This window comes from Azotobacter tropicalis (genome assembly GCF_059739045.1).
This window is the reverse complement of sequence record NZ_AP046059.1, coordinates 4,455,510-4,480,167: the sequence shown is the minus strand read 5'-3', so window position 1 is coordinate 4,480,167 and position 24,658 is coordinate 4,455,510. Positions and strand designations below refer to the sequence as shown.

At 62.2% G+C, this 24,658-nt stretch carries 22 protein-coding genes, 1 other RNA gene and 1 pseudogene; 3 read left to right on the top strand and 21 right to left on the bottom strand.

Annotation, left to right across the window (positions count from 1 at the left end; genetic code table 11):
• Positions 1-4 precede the first annotated feature (4 nt).
• From Atro_RS21260 to Atro_RS21185, 16 genes are all read right to left on the bottom strand, one after another.
• Positions 5-331 (bottom strand): YbaB/EbfC family nucleoid-associated protein, encoded by a 327-nt coding sequence (locus Atro_RS21260; protein ID WP_497925593.1) that lies wholly within the window; start codon positions 329-331, stop codon positions 5-7.
• 10 nt (positions 332-341) lie between these two features.
• Positions 342-2,420, bottom strand: a complete 2,079-nt coding sequence (dnaX, locus tag Atro_RS21255; RefSeq protein WP_497925591.1) for a DNA polymerase III subunit gamma/tau — start codon at positions 2,418-2,420, stop codon at positions 342-344.
• 460 nt (positions 2,421-2,880) lie between these two features.
• Positions 2,881-2,976: signal recognition particle sRNA small type (gene ffs / locus Atro_RS21250), an RNA gene on the bottom strand.
• Positions 2,977-3,199: 223 nt separating this feature from the next.
• Entirely contained in the window at positions 3,200-4,225 is a 1,026-nt protein-coding gene (locus Atro_RS21245) for a tetratricopeptide repeat protein (RefSeq protein ID WP_497925589.1), read from the bottom strand.
• Position 4,226: 1 nt separating this feature from the next.
• Complete coding sequence (locus Atro_RS21240; protein ID WP_497925587.1) at positions 4,227-5,195, bottom strand: type II secretion system F family protein; 969 nt, start codon at positions 5,193-5,195, stop codon at positions 4,227-4,229.
• A 13-nt stretch (positions 5,196-5,208) separates the two neighbouring features.
• Positions 5,209-6,192 (bottom strand): type II secretion system F family protein, encoded by a 984-nt coding sequence (locus Atro_RS21235; protein ID WP_497925585.1) that lies wholly within the window; start codon positions 6,190-6,192, stop codon positions 5,209-5,211.
• Positions 6,189-7,628 (bottom strand): TadA family conjugal transfer-associated ATPase, encoded by a 1,440-nt coding sequence (locus Atro_RS21230; protein WP_497925583.1) that lies wholly within the window; start codon positions 7,626-7,628, stop codon positions 6,189-6,191. Before Atro_RS21230 ends, Atro_RS21235 begins: the two co-directional genes overlap by 4 nt.
• Entirely contained in the window at positions 7,621-8,856 is a 1,236-nt protein-coding gene (locus Atro_RS21225; protein ID WP_497925581.1) for an AAA family ATPase, read from the bottom strand. Before Atro_RS21225 ends, Atro_RS21230 begins: the two co-directional genes overlap by 8 nt.
• Positions 8,850-9,395: a TadE/TadG family type IV pilus assembly protein gene (locus tag Atro_RS21220; protein WP_497925580.1), complete on the bottom strand. Its 546-nt coding sequence runs from the start codon at positions 9,393-9,395 to the stop codon at positions 8,850-8,852. The genes Atro_RS21225 and Atro_RS21220 overlap by 7 nt, the downstream gene beginning before the upstream one ends.
• Positions 9,395-9,907, bottom strand: coding sequence for a TadE/TadG family type IV pilus assembly protein (locus tag Atro_RS21215; protein ID WP_497925579.1), 513 nt, complete (start codon positions 9,905-9,907; stop codon positions 9,395-9,397). The genes Atro_RS21220 and Atro_RS21215 overlap by 1 nt, the downstream gene beginning before the upstream one ends.
• 56 nt (positions 9,908-9,963) lie before the next feature.
• Positions 9,964-11,331 (bottom strand): Tad domain-containing protein, encoded by a 1,368-nt coding sequence (locus Atro_RS21210; RefSeq protein ID WP_497925577.1) that lies wholly within the window; start codon positions 11,329-11,331, stop codon positions 9,964-9,966.
• Entirely contained in the window at positions 11,222-11,695 is a 474-nt protein-coding gene (locus Atro_RS21205) for a hypothetical protein (protein WP_497925575.1), read from the bottom strand. The genes Atro_RS21210 and Atro_RS21205 overlap by 110 nt, the downstream gene beginning before the upstream one ends.
• 131 nt (positions 11,696-11,826) lie before the next feature.
• Positions 11,827-13,338, bottom strand: a complete 1,512-nt coding sequence (locus Atro_RS21200; protein ID WP_497925573.1) for a type II and III secretion system protein family protein — start codon at positions 13,336-13,338, stop codon at positions 11,827-11,829.
• Positions 13,339-13,368: 30 nt separating this feature from the next.
• Positions 13,369-14,184, bottom strand: coding sequence for a Flp pilus assembly protein CpaB (gene cpaB / locus Atro_RS21195; RefSeq protein WP_497925570.1), 816 nt, complete (start codon positions 14,182-14,184; stop codon positions 13,369-13,371).
• 16 nt (positions 14,185-14,200) lie between these two features.
• Positions 14,201-15,523, bottom strand: coding sequence for a DUF8689 domain-containing protein (locus Atro_RS21190; protein ID WP_497925569.1), 1,323 nt, complete (start codon positions 15,521-15,523; stop codon positions 14,201-14,203).
• Positions 15,524-15,540: 17 nt separating this feature from the next.
• A complete protein-coding gene (locus tag Atro_RS21185; RefSeq protein WP_497925567.1) occupies positions 15,541-16,119 on the bottom strand; it encodes an A24 family peptidase in 579 nt (192 codons plus the stop codon).
• 499 nt (positions 16,120-16,618) lie between these two features.
• Here Atro_RS21185 and Atro_RS21180 point away from each other — a divergent pair, with 499 nt between their 5' ends.
• Positions 16,619-18,109, top strand: a complete 1,491-nt coding sequence (locus tag Atro_RS21180; RefSeq protein ID WP_497925566.1) for an O-antigen ligase family protein — start codon at positions 16,619-16,621, stop codon at positions 18,107-18,109.
• Complete coding sequence (locus Atro_RS21175; protein ID WP_497925564.1) at positions 18,106-18,267, top strand: hypothetical protein; 162 nt, start codon at positions 18,106-18,108, stop codon at positions 18,265-18,267. Before Atro_RS21180 ends, Atro_RS21175 begins: the two co-directional genes overlap by 4 nt.
• Positions 18,268-18,277: 10 nt before the next feature.
• Here Atro_RS21175 and ccoM read toward each other — a convergent pair whose 3' ends face one another.
• The 5 genes and pseudogenes from ccoM to Atro_RS21150 form a co-directional block, all read right to left on the bottom strand.
• Positions 18,278-18,388 carry a cytochrome c oxidase subunit CcoM gene (gene ccoM / locus Atro_RS21170; protein ID WP_089167746.1) on the bottom strand — a complete coding sequence of 37 codons (111 nt, stop codon included), beginning with the start codon at positions 18,386-18,388 and terminating at the stop codon, positions 18,278-18,280.
• A gap of 443 nt (positions 18,389-18,831) precedes the next feature.
• Positions 18,832-19,647, bottom strand: a complete 816-nt coding sequence (locus Atro_RS21165) for a sugar phosphate isomerase/epimerase family protein (protein WP_497925562.1) — start codon at positions 19,645-19,647, stop codon at positions 18,832-18,834.
• Between the two features lie 309 nt (positions 19,648-19,956).
• Positions 19,957-20,732, bottom strand: a pseudogene (locus Atro_RS21160) (IclR family transcriptional regulator).
• 98 nt (positions 20,733-20,830) lie between these two features.
• Entirely contained in the window at positions 20,831-20,995 is a 165-nt protein-coding gene (locus Atro_RS21155; protein WP_497925560.1) for a hypothetical protein, read from the bottom strand.
• The gene (locus Atro_RS21150) at positions 20,992-21,588 is read right to left on the bottom strand and encodes an alpha-ketoglutarate-dependent dioxygenase AlkB family protein (protein WP_497925558.1); all 597 of its coding nucleotides are present in this window, start codon (positions 21,586-21,588) and stop codon (positions 20,992-20,994) included. The genes Atro_RS21155 and Atro_RS21150 overlap by 4 nt, the downstream gene beginning before the upstream one ends.
• Positions 21,589-21,749: 161 nt before the next feature.
• Between Atro_RS21150 and rapA the strand changes: the two genes are divergently transcribed.
• Positions 21,750-24,599 (top strand): RNA polymerase-associated protein RapA, encoded by a 2,850-nt coding sequence (gene rapA, locus Atro_RS21145; RefSeq protein WP_497925556.1) that lies wholly within the window; start codon positions 21,750-21,752, stop codon positions 24,597-24,599.
• The last annotated feature ends 59 nt before the right edge of the window (positions 24,600-24,658 follow it).

Genomic DNA, 24,658 nt, shown 5'->3' with positions numbered 1-24,658 from the left:
ATGCTCAGAACGGCATTTTGAATCCGGGTGGCAGGCCCATGCCGGCAGTAATTCCAGCCATCCTTTCCTGATTGTTCTGCTCGATCTTACGCACTGCATCATTGACGGCGGCAGCGATCAGGTCTTCGAGAACCTCCTTGTCCTCCTGCATCAGACTATCGTCCAGAGTGACGCGCCGGACATCATGACGGCCCGTCATTACCACGCTCACCAATCCAGCGCCGGATTGACCGGTCACTTCGGCGTTGGCCAGCTCTTCCTGCATCTTCTGCATCTTTTCCTGCATCAGCTGGGCCTGCTTCATCAGGCCGGCCATGCCACCTTTCATCATGGGAATCACCTCAGGTATTCAGGGGTGCGATGGTACCGTCGCGGATTACCGCGGCGAACTGTTGAATCATCTGTCGAACCAGCGGGTCGCCTTGAATGGACACCTCGGCCTGGCGTTGGCGCTCGGCCCTTCGCCGCGCTGCCGCCTGGGCCGGAGTCTCCTGCTCCGGCTTGCGTAACTCGATATCCAGCTTGAGCGCACGACCATGATACTGACTCAAGGCCTCGTTCAGACGCCGCTGCTGGGTACTGTTGAACAGGGCCGCCTGGGACGGGTCCAGATGCAGCAACCAATAGTCCCCCTTGACCTTGACCAGGGTACAGTTGGCGGCAATATTGGCAGTCATGCCGGCCAGCCCCAAGCGCTGGAAGAGTTCGAGCCATTCGGCTGCCAGACCGGTGGCCGGAGCTACCGCAGGTTCGATCTCAGGCTCCAGCCTCGACGGGGGCGGCTCCTCGGCAGGAAAGGCATCGAGGTAAACGTAGGCCTCGACATCCACCTCGTCGGCCTCAATCTCATAATAGTCATCGTCCGCCAGAGGAGGCTCTTCCTCCGCGACCGACGCAGGTGCTCTTCCCGACACTTGATCACCGACAAGAGCCGCCGAGCTCTCCCGCGCCAGAGAAGGCCGAACCGATGGATTCGGCAGGTCCGATACGGCACTCTCGGGAGTCCTCTCCGTCTCGCCCGTAACAGACGTAGTGACCATGCCACCGACCAGCATCGCAGCAGACTCTGAGACGGGAGCGCCAACAACCTGCGAAGCCTCTTCCCATGGCAGGTCAGGAACACCGCCGGGTAAGGCGGATGCCTCTGGCGACGACGATGGCTCGATCGGTTTGGCAAGTGCCGCAGGAGCCATGGCCAGACTTTCCCCCGATATGACCTCGGAGACGGCAGGTGTCCGTGCAAGGTCAGTGTCTGCCACAGGATAGGATAGGGAATCAGCCGTGGCCGAGCTGACTCCCGCATCCTTTAGCGGCCTGCCCGACACCCCGCCGACATCTGCCGGTCGAAACGCCAGCATGCGCAGGAGTACCATCTCGAAGCCGCCACGCGGGTCCGGTGCCAGCGGCAGATCGCGGCGACCGATCAGGCCCATTTGGTAATAGAACTGCACGTCCTCGGCCGGCAGCGCCTGCGCGATCGCCAGCACCCGCTCGCGATCGCCCTGGCCGTTGTCCACCGCTTCCGGCAGCGCCTGGGCGATGGCCACCCGGTGCAACACGTTGAGCATCTCCGCCAGCACCCCGCTCCAGTCCGGCCCCTGCTCGGCCAACTGGCGCACCGCCTCGAGCATGGCCCGGGCATCGCCCTCCAGCAGGGCCTGCAATACGCCGTAGACCTGACCATGATCGAGCGTGCCGAGCATCGCTCGCACGTCGGCGGCGAGCACCCTACCCTCACCGAAGGCGATGGCCTGGTCGGCCAGACTCATGGCATCGCGCATCGAGCCGTCGGCAGCGCGACCGAGCAGCCAGAGGGCATCCGCCTCGAAGGGAATGCCCTCAGCACCGAGCACTTGGGTCAGATGCTCGACCACCCGCTCTGGCGGCATGCTCTTCAGGGCAAACTGCAGGCAGCGTGACAGGATGGTCACTGGCAACTTCTGCGGATCGGTGGTCGCCAACAGGAACTTGACGTGGGGTGGCGGCTCTTCAAGGGTCTTTAGCAAGGCGTTGAAGGAATGACTGGAGAGCATATGCACTTCGTCGATCAAATAAACCTTGAAGCGTCCACGGGTTGGCGCGTACTGCACGTTGTCGAGCAGTTCGCGGGTATCCTCCACTTTAGTGCGACTGGCCGCATCGACCTCGATGAGATCGACGAAACGCCCTTCGTCGATTTCCCGACAGACCGAACACTGCCCGCAAGGCGTCGAACTGATGCCGGTCTCGCAGTTCAGGCATTTGGCGATGATTCGTGCGATGGTGGTCTTACCCACCCCGCGGGTGCCGGTGAACAGATAGGCATGGTGCAAGCGTTGGCTGTCGAGCGCGTTGATCAGCGCCTTGAGTACATGGGCTTGGCCGACCATTTCGCGAAACGAGCGGGGACGCCATTTACGCGCAAGAACCTGATAACTCATCGACATCCATCGCAGCAGAACAAGCGGAGAGCGGCAATGCTAGCGGAGCAGAATGCAAATTGCATCTGCCCTGCGGGCATACGCAGGAAGCACGGCTTGTCGATCATTTGCTGCAAATATGGGACATCCATGCCCCTTCCAGGGCATTACTGTTTCAGAAGTGAAACACCATCCCCTCAGCTACAGGTGCAAATCTGCAGCAAAGCCTGGGTCGCAGAGCGGATGCCATAGGACAGGGTACGTACTGGAAGGATACTTGCTTGGGATTGCCTAGCGCTGCCGCTCAGGAGGTATACGCTATGGGGATTCAATGGACGTTCTGGTCGATTATCTTGCTGGTATCCATGGCCGGCATGATATGGCAAGGCATATACAAGGGCCATTAGATCAACGATGGCCGAAGCTGGATTTTTTGTACTGAAAAATCCCTGAAGAACAAGGATTCAAAAAGTGGAGGTGATCCCACCAGCCACACCCCGGCACACAAGGTCACCGCTACGGCTGCTCCCTTCCGGGCCTGACCGGGTTCACGGCTGCTCGTTGCGGGGGACCGGCAGGACCACCATAACGACACCCGTCAGATGACGAGCCGCGCCATTGTACCGGCTTGTCCGCAAGTTACAACTGCCGCGTGTGAAGAAGGCCTTTAACGACAGTCACTTGCCGCCACGGAAAGAAGCGCCCGCGCAGACCGGCGGCCCAAAAATATGCTCGTCACCCAACTGGCTCATACATGGCTATGGGGATAGGCCGTAAGGCCCAACCCCGCACGACAGCCATCATTGTACTAGCGCGCCGCCCGACATGAAGTCTCCGCCGCTTCCGACCTGACCGATACCGAAGTCGCGCATCCGGCGCAGCTGCTGCAGGCGATCAAGGTTTTGCCAGGCGGCATCGTAGTGGGCCGGGGACTGCTCGATGGCGGTACGGAAGAACTGTTCGGCTAGGTCGAAGCGGCCTTCAATCATGCAGATATAGCCCACATCGTTGCTCGCCTCGGCTCTTTTCTCGACGTGCTCGAACGCGGATATCGCTTCCTCGTAGCGCCCCATGCGCGACAACAGCAATCCGTAGTTGCGCCACAACGGCTTGTAAGCATCGTCATAGCTTATGCCACGCCGATAAGCCCGTTCGGCCTCATCCCAGTGTCCGGCCAGGTAATAGGAATAGCCCTGACTGTTCTGCACGAGAGCCGAGCGCGGCTCAATCTGCAAGGCCAGGCGGTAGTAGCTCTCGGCCTGCGCAAAATCATTGCGCAGGTCGGCAAGCACGCCGAGGCCGTTGTACAGCTTCAGCGGCGAACGCCCATCCACCTTCAACCCCTGCGGCGCCGTCTGTCCCGAAGCGCCGAGGCGTTTCTGGTCCAGGCGCAAGGCCAGTTGCAGACTGGCTTGGGCTTTTTCCTGGTTGCGTTTGGAAAGGTGCAGCAAACCCAGCTCGGTCAGGGCATCGACATGGTTCGGGTCCTTTTCCAGCACGTCGGCAAAGGCCAATTCGGCCAGTTCGTCGTTGCCGCGCTCGCGGTGGATGCGCCCGACCCAGAGCAGCGCCTCATGCAGCTTGGGGTCCAGATCGGCAGCACGCAGATACTGGAACAGCGCCCGGTCCAGATCGCCGGCGCGGTAGGCCGAAGCGGCGACGAGCATGGCCTGATCGGCCGAGGTCTCGGCCTTGCGCGCCTGGTAGAGCACCGAGCGATTGCCATCGTAAAGGCTGGAGCGGCTGATCCCGTTCTTGTCCGGCTCTAGGGTCTGACATCCCGACATCACGGCCGTCATGGCCAACAGCAGACTGACCTTTCGCATATCAAAGTTTCCCGAAGGTTCTGAGTATTCCGACGATCACCGGACCGATCGCCACCAGGAAGAAGCTCGGCCAGAGGCAGAAAATCAGCGGGAAGACCAGCTTGGTGCCGATCTTCGCCGCCTGCTCCTCGGCCGCCTGGGTGCGCCGGTCGCGGAACTCGTCGGCATAGATGCGCAGCGTATCGGCCACGCTGGTACCGAAGCGGATGCTTTGCGCCAGCAGGCTGACCAACCCCTGCACGTCATCCAGCCCAGTACGGTCGGCCAGATGCTTGAGCGCCTCGGTACTGGGAATGCCGGCGCGAATCTCAGCGTTCACCAGGGCCAGCTCCTCGGCCAGCTCCGCCTGGCTGACCGCCATCTCGTCGGCGACCCGCTCGATGGCCTGCGGCAGAGCCAGGCCCGACTCGACGCAGACCACCATCAGGTCCAGCGCATCGGGAAAGGCCGCACGCAGCGTTTTCATCCGTGCCTCCTTGCGCTTGTCAACATAGATGGCCGGAACCAACCAGCCGATGCCGGCCGCCAGCGACAGCAGCAAGATGCTTTTTTCCAGGGACAGCTTGGGAATCAGCGGCAAAACTAGGAAGGTCAGCCCGACCAGCACCAGAGGCAGCAGCAGGCGCACCGCCCAGTACATCTGCAGAGACGACGGGGAGCGATAGCCGGCATGCATCAAAAGCGTACGGGTCGCCGAAGTCTTGGCGCTCTCTCCAGTGTCGAAGCGCTGGCCGACCCGCTCCAGCATCAGCTGCAGGGCGCTGGGCGGCCGCTGCCCGGGAGCGAGCCCCGCCTGGCCGCGCTTGAGTTGTACCAGACGCCGCTGCACGGGATCGCGTAAGCCGTTCAGCAGTAGAATCAGGGTGGCCGCGGCAAGCACGGCACTGATACCGATGGCACCAACGAAAAGCAGGCGCGCCAGCTCCTCGTCGCCCACCGCACCGTTGATCAAACTGAGTAGGTAATCCATGTCCCCTCCTCTTTCATACCTGGATGCGGATGATCTTGCGGATCCAGAAGATGCCCAGCAGCATGGCGACGAAGGCCGCCATGATCAGCTTCTGGCCAAAGGGGTCCTTGACCAGCATGGGCAGGTACTCCGGTGAGGTGACCAGGATCAAGATGGACAAAACAAAGGGAATCGCCACCAGAATCCAGGCCGACATGCGCCCCTCGGCGGACAGCGTCTTGACCTTGCGCTGGAAACGGAAGCGCCCGCGGATCAGCCGGCTCAGGCGCTCCAGCACCTCGGTCAGGTTGCCGCCGGTTTCACGGTGGATGAGGATGGTGGTCACCAGCATCATCACCGTCATGCTCGGCACCCGCTCCAGCAGGCCGAGCATGGCCCGGCGCACGTCGTTGCCGTAGTTGATATCGGCGAAGGTCTGGCCGAACTCCTGAGCCACCGGTCCCTTGTGCTCCTCGGCGACCAGGCGCAGGGTTTCGTTGAACGGATGGCCGGCGCGCAGCGCCCGGCACATCGCATCTAGGGCGTCCGGCAGTCCTTCCTCGAAGGCGGCGAAGCGCTTGGCGCGATCACTGGAGATCTTCAATAACGGCAGGAAAAACGCCAGCAGCCCGATCAGCGCCGCCCACCAGAGCTGGGTGAACATCCACAGCAACGCAGCCGCCCCCACCGTCAGCACAAGCCCGAGCATCAGCACACGGTAGGCCCGGTACTCATGCCCGGCCTGCTCGATCGCCTGCGCCAGGGATTCCATGAAGGGCAACTGCTCCAGTGCCGCCTCCAGCGGCGAGAGGCGCTTCAAGTACTTCTGGCGCAGTATCGTCTGCATGTTCGGCAAGCCGCTGGCCTGCTCCAGCGTGTCGAGCCGGCTGCGGATGCGCTTGCGCACCTTGCCTGCCTCGCCGAACACCGGCACCACCAGCCCCTGGCTGAGCAGGAACACGGCAGCGAAGACCATGCCGAGGAAGGCCAGGATGTATTCGGAGGGGATCTCGCTCATGGCTGCGCGCCCTCCATCCAGTCGGGACGGAAGAGGCTCAGCGGCAGCTCGATACCGCGCTTGGCCAGCGCGTCGCGGAACGCCGGCACCATGCCGGTCGGGCGGAAGTCGCCGAGCACTTCACCGTTCTCGCCGATACCGCGCCGCTCGAAGGTGAAGATCTCGGTCATGGTGATGATCTCACCCTCCATGCCGTTGATCTCCTGCACACTGACCACCTTCCGCTTGCCGTCCTCCTGGCGCTCCAGCTGGACCACCACGTCGATGGCCGAGGCGATCTGCTGGCGCAGGGCTTTGATCGGGAAGGTGGCACCGGTCATCGACACCATGTTCTCGACCCGCCCCAAGGCATCCCGCGGGGTGTTGGCGTGGATAGTGGTCAGCGAGCCGTCGTGGCCGGTGTTCATCGCCGTCAGCATGTCCAGCGCCTCGGCGCCGCGCACCTCGCCGATGACGATGCGGTCCGGGCGCATCCGCAGACTGTTGCGCACCAACTCGCGCTGGTTCACCTCGCCGCGACCCTCGATGTTCGGCGGCCGGGTCTCCAGACGCACCACATGAGGCTGCTGTAGCTGCAGTTCGGCGGAGTCCTCGATGGTGACGATGCGCTCGTCGTGCGGGATGAAACTGGACAGCACGTTGAGCATGGTGGTCTTGCCAGTGCCGGTGCCGCCGGACACCAGCACATTAAGGCGGCCGCGGACAATGGCCTTGAGCATCAGCGCGATGGCTGGGGTCAGGGCGCCCATCCGCACCAGACTGTCGCTGTTGAGCAGGTCCACACTGAAGCGGCGGATCGACACGCTGGGGCCGTCGATGGCCAGCGGCGGAATGATTGCGTTGACCCGAGAACCGTCCTTCAGACGCGCGTCCACCAGCGGCGAGGACTCGTCGATACGCCGGCCGAGACTGGAAACGATCCGATCAATGATGTTCAGCAAATGCTGGTCGTCGCGAAAGCGCACGTCGGTCCGCTGCAGCTTGCCAAAACGCTCGACATACACCGAGGCATGGCCGTTGACCAAGATGTCCGACACGCTGCGGTCGGCCAGCAGCGGCTCCAGCGGACCGAGGCCGAGCACTTCGTCGGTGATCTGCTTGATGATCAGTTGGCGGCTGGAGTTGCTCACCGGCGCCGAATGGTCGTCCAGCAGGTGCTGGCAGATGTCGCGGATCTGCCGCGCCGCCTCGGCCGCGTCGAGGGAGTCCAGCAGCGACAGATCCATGACCTTGAGCATCTGCTGGTAGATCCGCTCGCGCCATTCGGTCTCCACCGGATTGAGCTGGGTCCTGGTCTCGTAGATCGTCTCCGGAGCGTTTTCCTCCCAGGCCAGCTTCTCCTCGCCGGGCGCTGCGACTTCGGGCTCCGGAGTCCTGGCCGCGGCGGCCGGCTTGCCCGCAGTCTGGCGCAGGCGGTTGCGGAAATCGCTAAGCATGGCTCACCCCCTTGAAGAAACGCCCGAAAGCCCGCTTGAACAGGCCCTTTTCGCCATCGTCCCGATGCCCGAGCAGTTCCAGACCCAGCTCGCGCACCGCCGCGGTGATGGGCGCACGCGGTGCGTGAACCTCTAGCGGCACCCCGGCATTCTGGCTTTCGTTGACTACAGCGAAATCGTTGGGCAGCTTCCTCGGCTCGCTGCAACGCAGCGCCTCCTCGATGTCCCGCAGTGTGATGGGCGCATTCTTGTCGTAGCGGTTGACCACCACCTGCAGGCGATCTCCCCGCACTCCCAGTTCGTCGCGCAGGATACGCGCCAGCCGGCTGCCGTCCTTGAGATGGCTGAGGCTCTGCTGGAGCAGCACGTAAACCTCATCGGCCTGCTCCAGCACGGTACCGGAGAGATGGTCAATCTGCCGTGGCAGGTCGACGATCACCCAGTCGTAGGTTTCCCGGGCCAGCCCGATGAGCGCCTCCAACTGCTCGACCTGGACATCCTGGGGCAGGAACAGCTCGTCGGCACGGCCGCCAAGCACATGCAAGCTGGGGCTGTAATGGGTGCAGAAACCGCGCAGGGCCACGCTGTCCAGCTCCTGGACCTGCTTCAGGACCTCGACGTGGCTGTGCTGCACCAGCACGTCGAGGTAGTGGGCGACGCTGCCGAACTGCAGGTCCAAGTCCAGCAGCAGAACGCTGCCGGCCCTAGTGCTGAGCTGCTGGGCCAGATTGCAGGCGAGCATGGTGGCGCCCGAACCGCCCTTGGCGTTGATCACCGCCACCAGCTGACCGGCTCCCGCGGAACCGACCGGGCGCGCCTCGTCGATCATGCGCTGCAGGGCCTGCAGCAAGTCTCCGGGCTCGACCGGCTCCGGCAGGAAATCGCGGGCGCCCGCCTGCATCGCTAGGCGCATCCCTTCGCGCTCCTCCAGCGGACCGCAGACCAGCAGCGGCGGACGCTCGTGGGCCGGACGCTGCAGCAAGGCCGCCAGCTCCTCGCGCCACAGGTGGCTGACCCGCAGCAGCAGCAGATCGGGCATGCGTTCCAGACCATAGAGCGGATCGGTGTGGCCGTTGCTCACCAGCCGGGTGGTTATCTGCAACTCGGGCATCTCCTGGCAGAGCGCCTGCAGGTGCTGCAGGGACTCGGCATCGCGGCTGCTGATCAGGAGGCTCAGGGCCTGCTTTCTGGAGGGGCTGGTCATGGCAGTTTCCCTGGGGTTCAGCATGGGGTTATATCCGTGCCTTCCGGGTGCCGCCCCAGGCTTTCGCGGGGCAGAGTCGACTGGAATGTTGGCAAGGTGATGGTTCCATCAAACTGACTGGATGGATTAAGTAATCTGAACAACCCAGTCGGAATGAGCAGATTAAAAGAAAAATTTTCCACACGTATACGTACAAAGCGAATATTACGAAAGTTCCCCATCACTAAACCTGGATCGCGAATCTCAACTTTCTTTCCACTTTCATCTATATACAAATAAACCAAATCAAGGTCAGACGCTCGCAAGCCCGGAACAAGATGGCTAGCACCAGAGTCCGTAGCCGCATTAAAAATTGCCCGCTGTAAAATTTTACTCTGCTCTTCTGACGAAGCGGGATCACATACTGCCGCTAGTCGTGCCCCACGCCGAACAACCTCACTTAAAGTATTGACCGTGAAATACAACCGGCCAAACTCCAAAACACCAAGCAGCAGAATGAACAGCAAAGCTCCTATGATGGCAAACTCTACTACGTACACCCCTTGCATACGTTTTCTATTCATCACAGCGCCCTCATCACCGTGGTGGCCACCAAAGGAATTCGCAGTGAAATTCGCCGCCCAACAAAAGCAGGCATAGTGTCGCCAATTACAGGTCGAAATTTATAAACAATTCGAACCCTAACATGCTCGACACCAACCTCATCAATGCTAACCTCGCCTATTCTCAAGCAGTGCACAACTGGTGTTTCGGTTGGTGTTTCGGTTGGTGTTTCATCCTCACAGGGAGGGTAATCACAAGAGCTGAATGGCAAGCCATACACAGCCAAACACTTAGTTTTAGATACCAAATCCGCATCAAGTACTATTCTGCCTAGCGTTCTGTTCCAAGCCTGCCCAGCGACAAAACGGCTCGCATCGCGACTGGCCTGCATCAGGCTGTTGTAGTGGTAAAGCATCCGACCAAACTCGGCGACAGCCAGAAGCAAAAGCAGAAGCAAGGGCAAGGCGACGGCGAACTCCACCATGGCCACCCCACGCTGGGACTTTGCCTGTCCGATTCTTCGACCTTTCATTGCCCGCCTCGCACAAGGCTCTACAGCCTGAGTCAAAAATTATGACCGCCCGAAAGTTACGAGTCGGTACTTGGACTGCCATCGACATAGGTTTTATACAACTGGATGATTTCCGGCCCCTTGTCGGTAGCTGGATTAGGTCCTGGTACACCATCACCTTCGCAAGTCTCGACAAACTGGCCAAATATCTGTGCCGAATTTCCACTCTGGCCAGCCGGCTGCAACACGAAATAGCACCCGAATCCAAGCACCTCGAGCTCACTTTTTCCATCGGTACTTCCTTCCGGACAGTCCCCGACAACCACCCTCAGAATTCGCCGACCAAAAACACCTGGACAGTTTGACCCTGGCTCGATACAAGCGGCAGACTGCTGCAACCACTCCTGATAACCATCTATCCTTGTGCCGCTATCTGCGCGGATCTCCTTATCTCCCTCGTAATACTCAACCAGATCAGTGCTATCGGTCTTACCACTCGCATTCGGTTTATCTTCGTAAATTATGTCACCATCATCATTCAGGGCAAGCACCCCCTGCTCGGGCCCCTTGCCTTTACCGTTTTCAACCTTTGTATAATCAACCACCCAATCCGGAGGATACAGGTCTTCGGAGTTGGCCTTGTCATCGGTCGGCGCAGAAAAACTTCCAGAATAAATTCCAAAGCGAGTATTCAAACCATTGACCGACTGCCCAATGGTATTCCCCGGTTTGGTATCAACATACTCCCCAACAGTTGGGCAGATATAACCACCACCTGCCATCAACTGCCCTACAGTTTTGGCACCACCAGTGCCAGTTAAATCACCACTTAAGTCAAGTAGCTGAAAATTACCCGGGCCAATAGGAGAGTCATCACCAGCTGCTGTTTTCAACACCTGCAGCTCGCCAAAGCCAAAACCCCAGGCACTGTCGGCGTCATCAGATTTTGCACACACAACCAAAGGCGCGAGTTCACAGGGACTGGTCGGACTCGGCCCAGCAGTCGCAACAGCCGCGACTGACTTCGTTCCCAAACTACCCCCGAAGCTCTGAACGAAGCCCCAGAAAAAACCAACCAGACCATAGCTGGGTACCGACACCTGTACATAGCGTGCTGGTGTTTCATTACTGCAGGATGAAAACCCCTCAAAGGGACCATAAACACTGGGGGAAAACTTGACTTCGGCAAAAGTGGCAGCCGCATCAGCACCGGTCCCCATGGATTCAAGCAACTCCTCATTGCCCTCCGCCTCGGCATTACGCGTGAATGTATTCAAAGCCGCCTCTTCGGCCGTGAAACAGTCTCCGCTCCCACCTTCCAGGCGACTCAGAGTCTTAGCCCCACTCAGCGCCGCCGCATCCACCGCATTCTGCAGCCGCGCCTTGTTCATCAGCATATGCCCACCATCCAGCGCCAAGGCGGCCATCATCAGAATCGCGATCATGGCGACCACGACCAGGATAAGCACCGCCCCGCGCTGACGCCGAGGCCCAACCTTGAACCCATGCAAGGGCCGCCGCCTCATGGTCAGTTCCCCCGGTTTCCATATTGATCTGGATCGGCTGGGCTACCTGCTTGGCATTGCCGGTGACGCCGCGGAAGCTGTTCAGCACGTTTTCGGTCAGCGGACCGTCGATGCCGGTCGGGGAGACTTCGGTGCCGGGATTGGCGGCCCGGCCCTTGTCGGCGATCTGCTGGTAGTGGGTCTCGTAGATGCTGGTGCCCAGCGGGCCGACCCGGCCCTCCTCGAAGTGCATGCAGCCGCCCGTGGCCAGCAGCAGGAGGGAGAGGGGAAGCATGGCTTTCATGTGGTTTGTCTCCTGTGGTGTTCTGGGCTGGAGCGAAGGGCTCTCCCCCTCGCTCTGGCCTCCTCCCCAAGGGGAGAGGGCGTGCTGCCCCCCTCCTCTTTGCCCTTTCTCCAAAAGGGAGAGCGAAGATGTCAGTCGAGATCGTGGCCGAAGCGGCCTTCGGTCACGCCCAGGCTGACCGGAACCTGGCGGCCGAGCCCGCTGCCCTTGGTCTTGCCGAGCAGGTAGAACTCCTGGTCGCTGGGCTCGACGAAGCGGTCGGTGGGCAGGCTGACCGTGCGGGCATCCACCGGCTTGGCCAGGTGCGGGGTCACCAGGATCACCAGTTCGGTTTCGCCATTGATGAACTGCTGGCTGCGGAACAGATGGCCGAGCACCGGAATGTCGCCGAGACCGGGGAAGCGGCTGACATAGTCGCGGGTGTGCTCGCTGATCAGACCGGCGATGGCGATGGTCTGGCCGTTGCCCAGCTCCACCGTGGTCTGCGAGCTGCGCTTGGTCAGCGAAGGGATCGTCTGGCTTACACTCGAGGTGCTGGAGGAGCCATTCACCCCCGTGTCCATGATCACTGCATTGGTGTTGGTAAGCTCGCTCACCATGACGTTCAGGTTGAGATTGATGCGGCCCGAGTCCATCACCACCGGCACGAATTTCACTCCGACGCCGTACTCCTTGTACTCGATGGTGATGCCCTCGTCTTCGGTGACCGGCACTGGGAACTCGCCGCCGGAAATGAACTCCGCCTGCTGCCCGCTCAGGGTGGTCAGGGTGGGCTCGGCCAGCACCTTGGCCGAACCGTTGTCCTTGGCCGCCTCCAGGGTCACGTTGAAGAGGAAGTTCTCGGACAGGAACTGGCCGAAGATGCCCCGCCCGTCGCCGAACAGGCTGGTCGGGTTGACCAAGCCGTCCTCGTCGAAGCCCAGGCTGGAACCGCCGTTGTAGGCGCCGGTCTTCCAGCGGCTGGAGGAGCCGAAGTCGAGGGCGTTGAAGCGCATATCGATGCTCTTCATCAGACTGCGCTGCACCTCCGCGACCTTGACCTCCAGCATCACCTGCTGGCTGCCGCCGATGGTGAGCAGGTTGATGACTTCCAGATTCTTAGTGGGGCTGGTCTTGGCCGCCTCGCCTTCGCCTTGGACGATGCTTTCCGCCTGGGCGGCATAGGTCTTGGCCAGCTTCACCACGGTGTCCATGGCCGCCGCGCTGCTGACCTGGCCGCGCAGCACCAGGCCGCCCTGGGAGCTGAATACGGAGATCTGCTCGTTGGGCATCAGCTCGTGCAGCTTGGCCTTCAGGCCACCGAGATCGTGCACCACCTCAAGATCCAGGGTATCGATCAGCTGATCGCGGCCGTCCCAAAGCAGCACATTGGTGCTGCCCAGCGAACGCCCGAGCAGATACAACTGGTTGGGGCTGGTGACCAGGATGTCGGCGATCTCCGGATTGCCGACGGAAATCTTCTTCACCGGAGCGCGGGTGGTCAGCACCCGCGACTTGTAGATCGGCACCTGGATGCTGCCGACATTCGCCGCCGGCAGGGCGGTGATGGCGGGCGGCTCGGCGGCCAGATCGGCGGAAACCAGCAGTAGACCACTGCCCAGAGCCGACAGCAGGCCCAGGCATACTCTGCGGATGCTATCCATGTACGACTCCTTATCGAATGACTGCCAGGCTCAGCGAACCCTGGCCTGCTCCATCGCGGTGCCGCGAATGATGGTGACGGCGCCCCAGTTCGGAGTGCTGTCGGTGCTGCGGCGCACCACCGGCTTGGGTGCGGGCGCACGGAGCGGAATCGGAGGGGCGGCCACCACGGCCGGGTTTTCCGGCTTCTTCTGATTGTCCAGCGGGTTGCGCAGGGCCAGTTGCAGGCTGCCTTCGGTCTTGGCCTTGACCAGGGTTTCCGCTTCGGCCGGGGTCATTTCCAGGGTCACGGCACGCACCACCACCGGCTGAGTCTTATCGGTGCTGGCGGTCTGGTCCACGGCCAGCACGCGCAGATCCTCGAGAATGGTTTCCGCCTTGGCCTCGTTGCCGCTGCCGTTACCGCGCTTGGTGGCCAGCACGTCGACGCGGTTGCCCGGTAGGAGGAAGCCACCGACCCCGACCACGTCGTCCACCCGCACGGTGATGGCGCGCTTGTCCTTCTCGATCAGCGAGGCCAGGGTGCTGCCGCCCAGATGCTCGGCCAGGCGGGCAGCACGCAGGATGTCGCCGCGCAGCGTGTCGAAGGTGGCGATCTTGCCGACGACCTTCTCGATGGCGTCGAAGGAATCCTCCGGCACCGTGCCTTTGGGCAGACGCACCAGGGTGACGTGCTGGGCCTCGACCATCTGCCCGAAGGGAATTTCCAGGCTGGCTACCACCACACTCTGCAGGTTGTCGTCCGGCTTGACATCCAGGCGGCTGCTCAGCCAGCTGTTGGCCAGCCAGGCAGCGCCCAGGCCGAGCAACAGGGACAGTCCGATCAAGGTCAGGGTACGCGAGGTCATTGCGGTGTCTCCCCGTTCAGTGGGCGACCAGACTGACGAAGTAGTTGCGCCAGGCCCAGGTCAGTATTGGTGGGGTGAGGGGCTGCCGGCCGTCCGCGCCCTGGTAGCGCTGGAAATCCAACGCCATGTTCAGCAGGTCGCGGGGATGGCAGGGCAGCAGCGGGCGGCTTTCGGCCTTGTGCAGGCGCTCGATGACGAAGTCCACCAGCTCGGGGTCGTAGGGCGTACCGAGCTTGTCGCACTCCTGGCGCCAGATCTGCCGGTAATCGTCGGGCTGCAGATAGTCGAAATGCAGCTTGTAGCCGATGCGACGCAGGAAGGCCTCGTCGGCCAGTTCCAGCGGATTGAGGTTGGTGGAGAACACCAGCACCAGATCGAAGGGCACCTCGCAGTGGCGGCCGCCGCCGAGATTGAGGAAGTCTTTCTTTTCCTCCATGGGCACGATCCAGCGGTTGAACAGCTCCACCGGCGCCATGCGCTGGCGGCCGAGGTCGTCGATGATGAAGATGCCGTTGCTCGCCTTGAGCTGCAGCGGCGCCTGGTACTGGCGACTGTGCGGATCGAAGCGCATGTCCAGCATGTCCATGGTCAGCTCACCGCCGGTGATGACGATCGGCCGGCGGCACTGCACCAGGCGGCGGTCGACGCCCTCGTCGAGGCGCAGGGTACGCGGCTCGCCCTGGGCAAGCGGCTGGTGCAGTTGCGGATCGAAAATCTCCACCACCGCCTCGTTGATGGCGATGGCATGGGGAATCCAGATCGCCTCGCGCAAGAGACGAATCAGCCGCTGGCTGATGTAGGTCTTGCCGGTGCCGGGCGGCCCGTAGATCATGATCGCCCGCCCGGAATTCATCGCCGGGCCGAGCTGGTCGAGCAGCCCGTCGCGCATCACGGTGCCCACAAAGGCCTCGCGCAGGTTGTCCGCATTGACCCGACAACCGTGCACCGACTGCGCCTTGAGCAACTCGCGATAGCGCTCCACCGGGAAAGGCGCAGGGCCGATATAGCCGCTGCGCAGCAGGGCATCCTTGGCCGAGGCGCGACCACGCTCGGTCAGACCGTAGCGCAGGCCCTGACCACCGCCCTGCCCCAGCACCTCGACACGCCCCTCCTTGCGCAGGAAGGCCAGCAACTCCTCCAGCACCGGCCCGGTCAGCGCCAGACGCTGCACCAGCCGCGGCATGTCCAACACGCCGGCATCGTGCAGATGCTTGCATAGGAGATCGGCCAGAAAATTTTCCGCTAACCCGGTTTCCGCGGCAGTGCGCGGTTGCGGAGCAAGATTGCGGACAGGATCGCGCTCGTCCTGAGCGATATTATTATCACTTGCCAACAACATGATGGCTCACTCCCTGACTACGGGCCGAAGGGTTGCCAGAAAAGACTGATCAAAGTTCCGGTAAAAATCGCTATGGCATAGGGAAAGCGCTGGTGGGCGGCATCGTCGGCTTGCGGCGCTATGTAAGTGCGCAGACTGGCCATGGCCCAATAACGCCGTACCAAGCGAAACAGTTGTCTCTTGTAAAGCAAGATTGCAATGCCGAAAATACTGCCCACTATCAGACTTAAAACTACTGCCGAAGCCGTTGCCACAGGACCGAGAAAACCTCCTACCATGGCCATCAACTTCACGTCGCCGGCGGCCATACCCCCAAGCAAATAAAATGGTAGAAATAAACCAAACCCTACCAACAGTCCCAAGAAGGCATTATTTACGCCACCAGCACCCGCAACATAAAAACCACACAATGGCCCAGCCAAAATTCCGGCCAATACAACGACGTTGGAAATGCGGTGACGCATAACATCACTCGCCACCGCAATCGCAAGTAGCACAAGCAATATAGAAATAATGAGCACTTCTTGCGCAACCAACATCATTAAACCTTTCACACCTAAGACGAGGGCATAGCACTCAACAAGAACAAAGCTCAAGTAATAGTCTTAAGCTCAGTTACCAACCCATTAATAATCCTGCCAACCTCTTCTCCAAGGCTAGTAAAAGCACCAATAACAACTAACGAAATCAGCCCCCCGCCACGGCATACTCCACGGTGGTCAATCCCTCTTCATCCTTGATGAACTTCATCACCGAAGACTTGATCGCTTGCAGATTCATATTTCGCTCACCTCTTTCGAGTTTCGTTCCAAGATCGAGCGGGCTTCATGCTCCGCCTTGATGGCAGATTAGTCATAAGGCTCGAATTGAGGTTAGGAGATTTTTGCGAAGTGCTAGCATTTTTTTGCCATCATCGAGTGCGGCTCCACCCCGTCAGGCCCAGCGGCCATGGGCCCCGAACAAGAATCGGCAACTGCTCCTTGTCCCATGAATGCCCCCTCATCCGATTGTCCTCCGTCCGAAGGTCTGCAAAGCTCATAGCAAATAGCCGGCATCATCGAGAAAAGCCGGGCAAATGGATGAAAGGAAAAGCAAATGGCTTATCAGACGGCTATGGAGATCCACAATGTCCATACGCGGCTCCGCAACGCTCTTGTTCCTTTTCTTCTGCTGGTAACGGCGACGCTGCCGCTGGTGCCCTGGCTGCCCGGCCACTGGCACAACCAGCAGCGGATCGGTCAGATCCTGGTGTTCTGCCTCTGCGTACTGGCAGGCCTCCTGAGCCTCAGAAGCCCGGCGCCGACTAGTCTGCTACTCGGAACACGCAGCCGCGCCTGCCTGATCGTCGTATTGCTGGCGGGACTGGCCTCAGCCCTACTGGCACAACATAGCGGCTGGGCACTGGCCGAACTCGGCGTGGCCATTCTCAGCCTGGTCCTGGGCGGCACCATTGCCGCGACCCGGCGACGGATCGGACCCAGACTGGACCAGGCATTGCTGGGCACTCTGACCCTGGTGATCAGTTGCTTGTTGGCTTTCTACTTTTTTCTCTACTACTGGCAACTGACCGATACCGGCAAGCTCAATGCTTACAAGCTGCTCTGGGGCTTTTCCAATCCGCGCTTTCTTGCCCAGTTCCTCGCTCTGGCTCTGCCCGTAGTGGTCTGGCCCCTGCTGCGCGAAGAAGTTTCCCGCCGGGAAAAGCTGCTGGTTTCGGTCATCGCCGCGCTGGGCTGGACGCTGGCCATCACCAGCGCTGCCCGGGGACTGGCATTGGGCATGGCCGTTGCCATGATCTGGCTGAGCCTGTCGGGATCCGTGGGATGGCGCTGGAGCCTGCTGCAACTGCGCTCCGCCGCCCTGGGGCTGCTGATCTATCTGCTGATGCTGTCGGCTATACCGGCATGGCTGGGGATCGAGGTGACCGAGCACGCCGCCAATCGCCTGCATACCTCGCTTTCCAGCCGCGACATCCTCTGGCCGCTGGCGCTGGAGATGATCCAGCAAAAGCCCTGGCTGGGATTCGGCCCGCTGCATTTCTCCGCGCACTTCAACGTGGTGGCGGCGCATCCGCACCAGGCGGTCCTTCAGATAGCCTCGGAATGGGGCATTCCCGTCTCCATCATCGTCATCGGCCTGGTATTTCTTGCCGCCCGCGCCACCTTTCGCATGCTACGCAAGACAGCCGAATCCCATGATCCAACCGATACGCTGCGGGTCTGCCTGGCTGGCGGCATCGCAACTGTGCTGACGCTCGCCATGGTCGACGGCATCCTGGTTATGCCCCATGTGGAACTCTGGCTGGCAATCACCGCCGGCTGGCTGCTCGGACTACATCCGGCAACTCCGGCGCCTGCTACCGTTTCTTCTGCACTTCGTCACGGCTGGCTACTGACTCAAGTCTTGGCAGCGGTATTTCTGGTTGGCATCGCACTTCGCGATCTGCCAACTCTGGCCATAAAAACCGAAGAATACAGCCAAACCTTCGAGTCGCATCTGCAACCTCGCTTCTGGCAACAAGGGGTTATAGACAATCTCGATAGAGCATTGAAAATCCAGCAAGAGTATCGGCAGCAAAGCCAGTGAAAGAACTGACCACAATTAGAAAAGGAAATGACTCCCTGCAAAGGAAAAATAAGGAACATGGCTGCGAGTATCTCTTGCGCAGCCAGCAAAATCCAAAAAACAAGCAAAAAAAAGGGCGACAACGTCGCCCGAAAGTGCCTTGCGTGCTCTGGATCTGAAGGACTTTTCCTACTTCTGGTTCTGGGAGTCCTTCCAGATGAAATAACCGATTCCGCCAGCGAATACGAACATCAATCCCACCACCCCAACTCCAGCCAGTACCACTTCATCGATAAACATGGTCGGCTCCTTCTTCTTCGCTGGTTATCTCTTCGATGGGGTCAAGGTAACTGCACCGGCGGCCGGAAAAATTGACCGTGATCAATATTGGCCGACGACTTCAGGAACGCATGGCGAAGGACTGACATGGATCAATCGAGGTGCGGCGGGAGGTCGCGGATGACCAGGGCTTCTGCGCCTGCAGGGACTTAAAAAAACACACAAGCCTCGAAAGGAAATATGAGGAAGACTTTTAGCAATAAAAGATTTGTCCGCAATGATAATGGTGCAGCCCATGGATAACTCCAATCGTGGCTGCCGCGGCTATTTACACATTCACTGAGTGGTTACTGGTCGAATTGATTGCACGGTGAAATGACTCACCGGTAACAATATATATGGCGCAATGCCGGGCGACCCTATACGGAAAGGCCACGCCCCTGCCCTCACGGCGGGGCATAGTTTCAAACCTGCGCCAGCAAGGTGCGAGCCTTGTCGATAGCGATTCGGGCGCGCTCGAGGGCACCAACGCCCCGCTCCAGCAGTTGGCGAGTGGGAATTTCCAGGCTGAGCGGCAGGTTCGCCGGTAGGGCACGCAGCAGACCGAGCAGGTCGCAGTCGCCGTCGCCAGGGAAGCGCCGCTCGTTGCGCGCCTGACGCAGGATCTCGTCCATGCCGTCCGGGCGCGGGCCGGCCACGTCGCACAGTTGGGCGTAATGGATGCGCGCCGGGTCGAGCCGGGCCAGGTCTTCCAAACGCGAGGCGGAGCGGTCGAAGTGGAAGGCGTCGACCAGCACGCAGCCATTGGCGCGCCCGGCGTTATCGACGATGCGCATGGCTTGGGTCAGGTCGCGGGCGTCGGTCCAGGGCATGAACTCCAGGTGCGGGCGGAGACCGAAGCCAGCCGCCAAATCGCACAGGGCGGCGAAGTTGTCGGTTTGCCGCGCCTCGTCCGGATCGTTGCCGGCCACCAGCAGTTCGCTGGCACCCAGTTCGGCGCCGGCGGCGAGAATCGGCTCGAAGTCGGCGATCCGGGTCTCCGGCTTCAGGCGCAGGATCTCCACGTCGAGCACCCGGATACCGGTATCGCGCAGGCGGGCCAGGGTCTGCCGGCGCAGCCCGGCGTCGGCGACCAACGGAAAATGATGTTCTTCGGGAGTGGCCGGCACCAGGCGCAGGCCGGCGTGGCTGTAGCCGGCGCGGGCAGCCACCTCCACCATGTCGGGCGGGGACAGCTCAAGCACGGTCAGGGCAGCCAGGGAGAGAATGCGTTCGCTCATGGCGGGTCTCTTCAGCGGGTGGAAGTCGTGGAGCGAGCAGGCGCGGCTGCCGGCCGCTCATGACGCCGGCCAAGGCGACACGAAGCAACTCGGTCAGGGCTGCGCCCTCTTGTTGTCGTGGACGGAGAGCACTTATCAGAGTGCCGAAACCCAAGACCAAGAAAATCTAGAACTGAATTCCACTTTATAACAAGGTGCAGCGCACGAAGCCGTGCGCTCAGCGCACAGCCATTACTGCGGCAGGAAAGCAGGCGCCCCTGACTCGACAGCGTCGCCGGACCGATGCTATCGAAGGTCAGGGAACAGGGATCAGGAGAACAGCTCGGAAGCCTGGCTGGCTTCGGACAGTTCTTCGCTGGCCGCCAGCAGTCGTGGTGCCAACTGATGCATGCGCGCCTCGCCGAGACGCGCGCTGGGACCAGCAAGGCTGAGCACGCCGATGGGATGATGGTTGCGCGGGTGGCGGACCACGGCGGCCATGGCCGCGGTGCCGACCGCCGAGCTTTCCACCACCCAGGCGTAGCCGTGCTCGCGGGCCAGGCGCAGGCGCTCGAGCAGCTCGGTGCCGTTGCGCGGGCGTTGGGGCCGACCTCGGCCGGATCGACCACTACCTGCCGTGCGACGAGGATCAAGGCCTCTGCATCGCTCATGCTGGCCAGCCAGGCATGCCCGGAGGCGGTGGAGGACAACGGCGCATCGCGGCCCATGTCCGGGTCGTAGCGCAATCCGCTGCGGGCGCCTTGGGACTTGACGATCCAGGTCAGGCGATCGCCGTCGATCACCCCCAGGCGCACCAGCTCACCGGTTTCCTCGGCCAGGCGGTCGAGGATCGGCTGCACCACGTCCACGCCGCTGTTGGCCAGGTAGCGGAAGCCCAGCGCCACCAGCTTGGTGGACAACTGGTAGCGGCTAGTCTGCGGGTCCTGGCGCACATAGCCCAGGCGGATCAGGTCGGCGAGCATGCGGTGGGTGGCACTCTTGGGAATGTGCAACTGGTCGGCCAGGCTCTGCAGGGGAATCCCGCCGGGATCGGCGGTCAGGCTTTCCAGAAGACTCAACGCACGTTCGATTTGACTGCCAGCCATGTTCAGCATCCAGGCGGAAAATGCCGCGATTCTAAAAGAACCGCATGGCCGGCAGGAACCGCTACCCCGCCCCGCGCACACGGGGTCTCCAGCGAGATTCAGCGCTTCTTCTTCGGCTTGCCGGCGGGCTTCTTCTTTCCCTGCGGCAGCGGCAGAGCCTCGGCGAAGGCCTGGCGCATGTCGTTCAGGCGTTTCTCGTGCAGGTCGTGGATGCGCTTGCTGCGCTCGCTGCTGAAGTCGATCAGCTTGTCGTCGGAACTCATGGCTGCGGATGCACCTGGCGAAAGGTCAGATTCAGGCGCGGCGCGCAGGATTTGCGCGTCTTCGCCACCTGATGCTGCCAATAATGCTGCGTCGCGCCGGCCATGACCAGTACGGAGCCGTGTTCGAGCAGCATCGAATGCTCGATGCGCGTCTGTCCGATCCGGCGCAGATCGAAGCGCCGAGCGCCACCTAGGCTGAGCGAGACGATTAGCGGATTGCGCCCCAGCTCGGCCTCGTCGTCGCTGTGCCAGCCCATGGAGTCCCGGCCGTCGCGGTAATGGTTGAGCAGCGCGCCGTTCAGCGGCTGGCCGACGAGCCTCTCCAAGGCCGCGCGGATCTCGGCCAGCAGCGGCGTCCAGGGCAGCGGCGGATGGGTCAGCCCGGAATAGCGATAGGCGGCGTCGCCGTACCAGGCGACTTGGCGCGGTACCGAATAAAGACGTCCGTACAGCCGCACCTGCGGCTGTTCCCAGGGCGTTTCCGCCAGCAGGCAAGCCAGCCAGCGGTCGGCGGTGGCGCCGTCCATCCAGCCGGACAGGTAGCGCAGCGCGGCATCGGGCAGGTCGGGGACAGAAGCATCGAACAGCGGCATGGCACGGGGAGCGGCAAACAGGGAAGCCCCATGCTACACCGGGCAGCACGAGCAGGCCGAGCAGCGAGGACTACGCTTTCCTATCAATGCGCCGGCAGTCGACGTCGATCTACCCAGGGCATTCCGTTACCATACCGGCCTTTTTTACAGCGGAGACAGGCATGGTGCAGCAATATCAACCGGGGCAGCGCTGGATCAGCGACAGCGAGGCGGAACTCGGGCTCGGAACCATTCTCACCGCGGATGGCCGGTTGCTCACAGTGCTCTATCCGGCCACCGGCGAAACCCGCCAGTACGCTCAGCGCAACGCCCCGCTGACCCGCGTGCGTTTCGCCCCCGGCGACGAAATCACCCACTTCGATGGCTGGAGGATGATCGTCCGCGAGGTCGAGGACCACGACGGCCTGCTCATCTACCACGGCCTCGATGGGCAGAGCCAGAGTCGCAGCCTGCCGGAAACCCAGCTGTCCAACTTCATCCAGTTCCGTCTGGCCAGCGACCGCCTGTTCGCCGGGCAGATCGACCCGCTGTCCTGGTTCGGCCTGCGCTACCACACCCTGGAGCACCGCAGCCGCCTACTGCAATCCCCGCTCTGGGGGCTGGCCGGCGCCCGTACCCAGCCGATCGCCCACCAGTTGCACATCGCCCGCGAAGTCGCCGACCGCATCGCCCCGCGTGTGCTGCTGGCCGACGAAGTCGGCTTGGGCAAGACCATCGAGGCCGGCCTGGTCATCCATCGCCAGTTGCTCTCCGGCCGCGCCGGTCGGGTGCTGATCCTGGTCCCGGAAAACCTCCAGCACCAGTGGCTGGTGGAGATGCGCCGGCGCTTCAACCTGGAGGTGGCGCTGTACGACGCCGAGCGCTTCGCCGAGAGCGACGCCAGCAACCCCTTCGAGGATACCCAACTGGCGCTGGTCTCCCTGGAGTGGCTAACCGCCGCCGAGTACGCCCAGGACGCCGCCTTCGCCGCCGGCTGGGACCTGTTGGTGGTGGACGAGGCGCACCACCTGGTCTGGCACCCCGAGCAGCCGAGCGCCGAATACGCGCTGGTCGAGCAGCTCGCCCAGGTAATCTCCGGTGTGCTGCTGCTCACCGCCACCCCCGAACAGCTCGGCCAGGAGAGCCACTTCGCCCGCCTGCGCCTGCTCGATCCCGACCGCTTCCACGACCTCGAGGCCTTCCGCGCCGAGAGCGCCAACTACCGCCCGGTGGCCGAGGCGGTGCAGGAGCTGCTCGATCAGGGTCGCCTCTCCGAAGGAGCCCATGAGGTCATCCACGGCTTCCTCGGTGCCGAGGGCGAGGCGCTGCTCGCCGCGGTCAGCGATGGCGACATCCAGGCCAGCGCACGCCTGACCCGCGAGCTGCTCGACCGCCACGGCACCGGCCGGGTGCTGTTCCGCAACACTCGCGCCGCGGTGCAGGGCTTCCCCGAGCGCCAGTTGCACCCCTATCCGCTGCCGAGCCCGGCCGAGTACCTGGAGCTGCCGGTCGGCGAACATGCCGACCTGTATCCGGAAGTGAGCTACCAGGCCCAACAGGAGGATGGCGGCGAGGAGAGCCGCTGGTGGCGCCTCGATCCGCGCGTCGAGTGGCTGATCGATACCCTGAAAATGCTCAAGAAGGTCAAGGTGCTGGTGATCTGCGCTCATGCCGAGACTGCCCTGGACCTGGAGGACGCTCTGCGGGTGCGTTCCGGCATTCCGGCCACGGTGTTCCACGAAGGCATGAGCATCCTCGAGCGCGACCGTGCGGCGGCCTACTTCGCCGACGAGGAGTTCGGCGCCCAGGTGCTGATCTGCTCGGAAATCGGCAGCGAAGGCCGCAACTTCCAGTTCGCCCACCATCTGGTGATGTTCGACCTGCCGGCCCACCCGGACCTGCTCGAGCAACGCATCGGCCGCCTCGACCGCATCGGCCAGAAGCACAGCATCCAGTTGCACGTGCCCTATCTGGAAAACACGGCTCAGGAGCGCCTGTTCCAGTGGTACCACGATGCGTTGAACGCCTTCCTCGCCACCTGCCCCACCGGCAACGCCCTGCAGCACCAGTTCGGCCCGCGTCTGCTGCCGCTGCTGGAGGCTGGCGAGGACGACGAGTGGCAGGACCTGCTGGATGCTGCCCGCGCCGAACGCGAACGTCTGGAGCGCGAGCTGCACGTCGGCCGCGACCGCCTGCTGGAACTCAACTCCCGCGGCGGCGGCGAAGGCGATGCGCTGGTCGAGGACATCCACGAACAGGACGACCAGTACACCCTGCCGATCTACATGGAAGAATTGTTCAACGCCTTCGGCATCGACAGCGAGGACCATTCGGAGAACGCGCTGATCCTGCGCCCCAGCGAGAAGATGCTCGACGCCAGCTTCCCGCTGGGCAGCGACGAGGCGGTGACCGTCACCTACGACCGCCACCAGGCGCTGGCCCGCGAGGACATGCAGTTCCTCACCTGGGAACATCCCATGGTGCAGGGCGGCATGGATCTGGTGCTGTCCGGCTCGATGGGCAACACCGCGGTGGCGCTGATCAAGAACAAGGCCCTCAAGCCGGGCACCGTACTGCTCGAGCTGCTCTATGTCAGCGAAGTGGTAGCGCCGCGCGCCCTGCAGCTCGGCCGCTTCCTGCCGCCGCTGGCGCTGCGCTGCCTGCTCGACGCCAACGGCAACGACCTGGCGCCGAAGGTCGCCTTCGACACCCTCAACGACCAGCTGGAAAGCGTGCCGCGCGGCAGTGCCAACAAGTTCGTGCAGGCTCAGCGCGACGTGCTGGCCAAACAGATCAATGCTGCCGAAGCCAAAGTCGCGCCGCGTCACGCCGAGCGCGTCGCCGAGGCCCGGCAGCGGCTCACCGCCAGCCTCGACGAGGAACTGGCCCGCCTGACCGCACTCCAGGCGATCAACCCGAGCGTGCGCGACAGCGAACTGGAAGCCTTGCGCCAGCAGCGCGAGGACGGCCTGGCCATGCTCGACAAGGCGGCCCTACGCCTGGAGGCGATCCGCGTGATGGTGGCCGGCTGAGGCCGCGCCCACCACCTGTATGGTCATGGTGGATAGCCACCCCGTGGAAAACGCTGCGC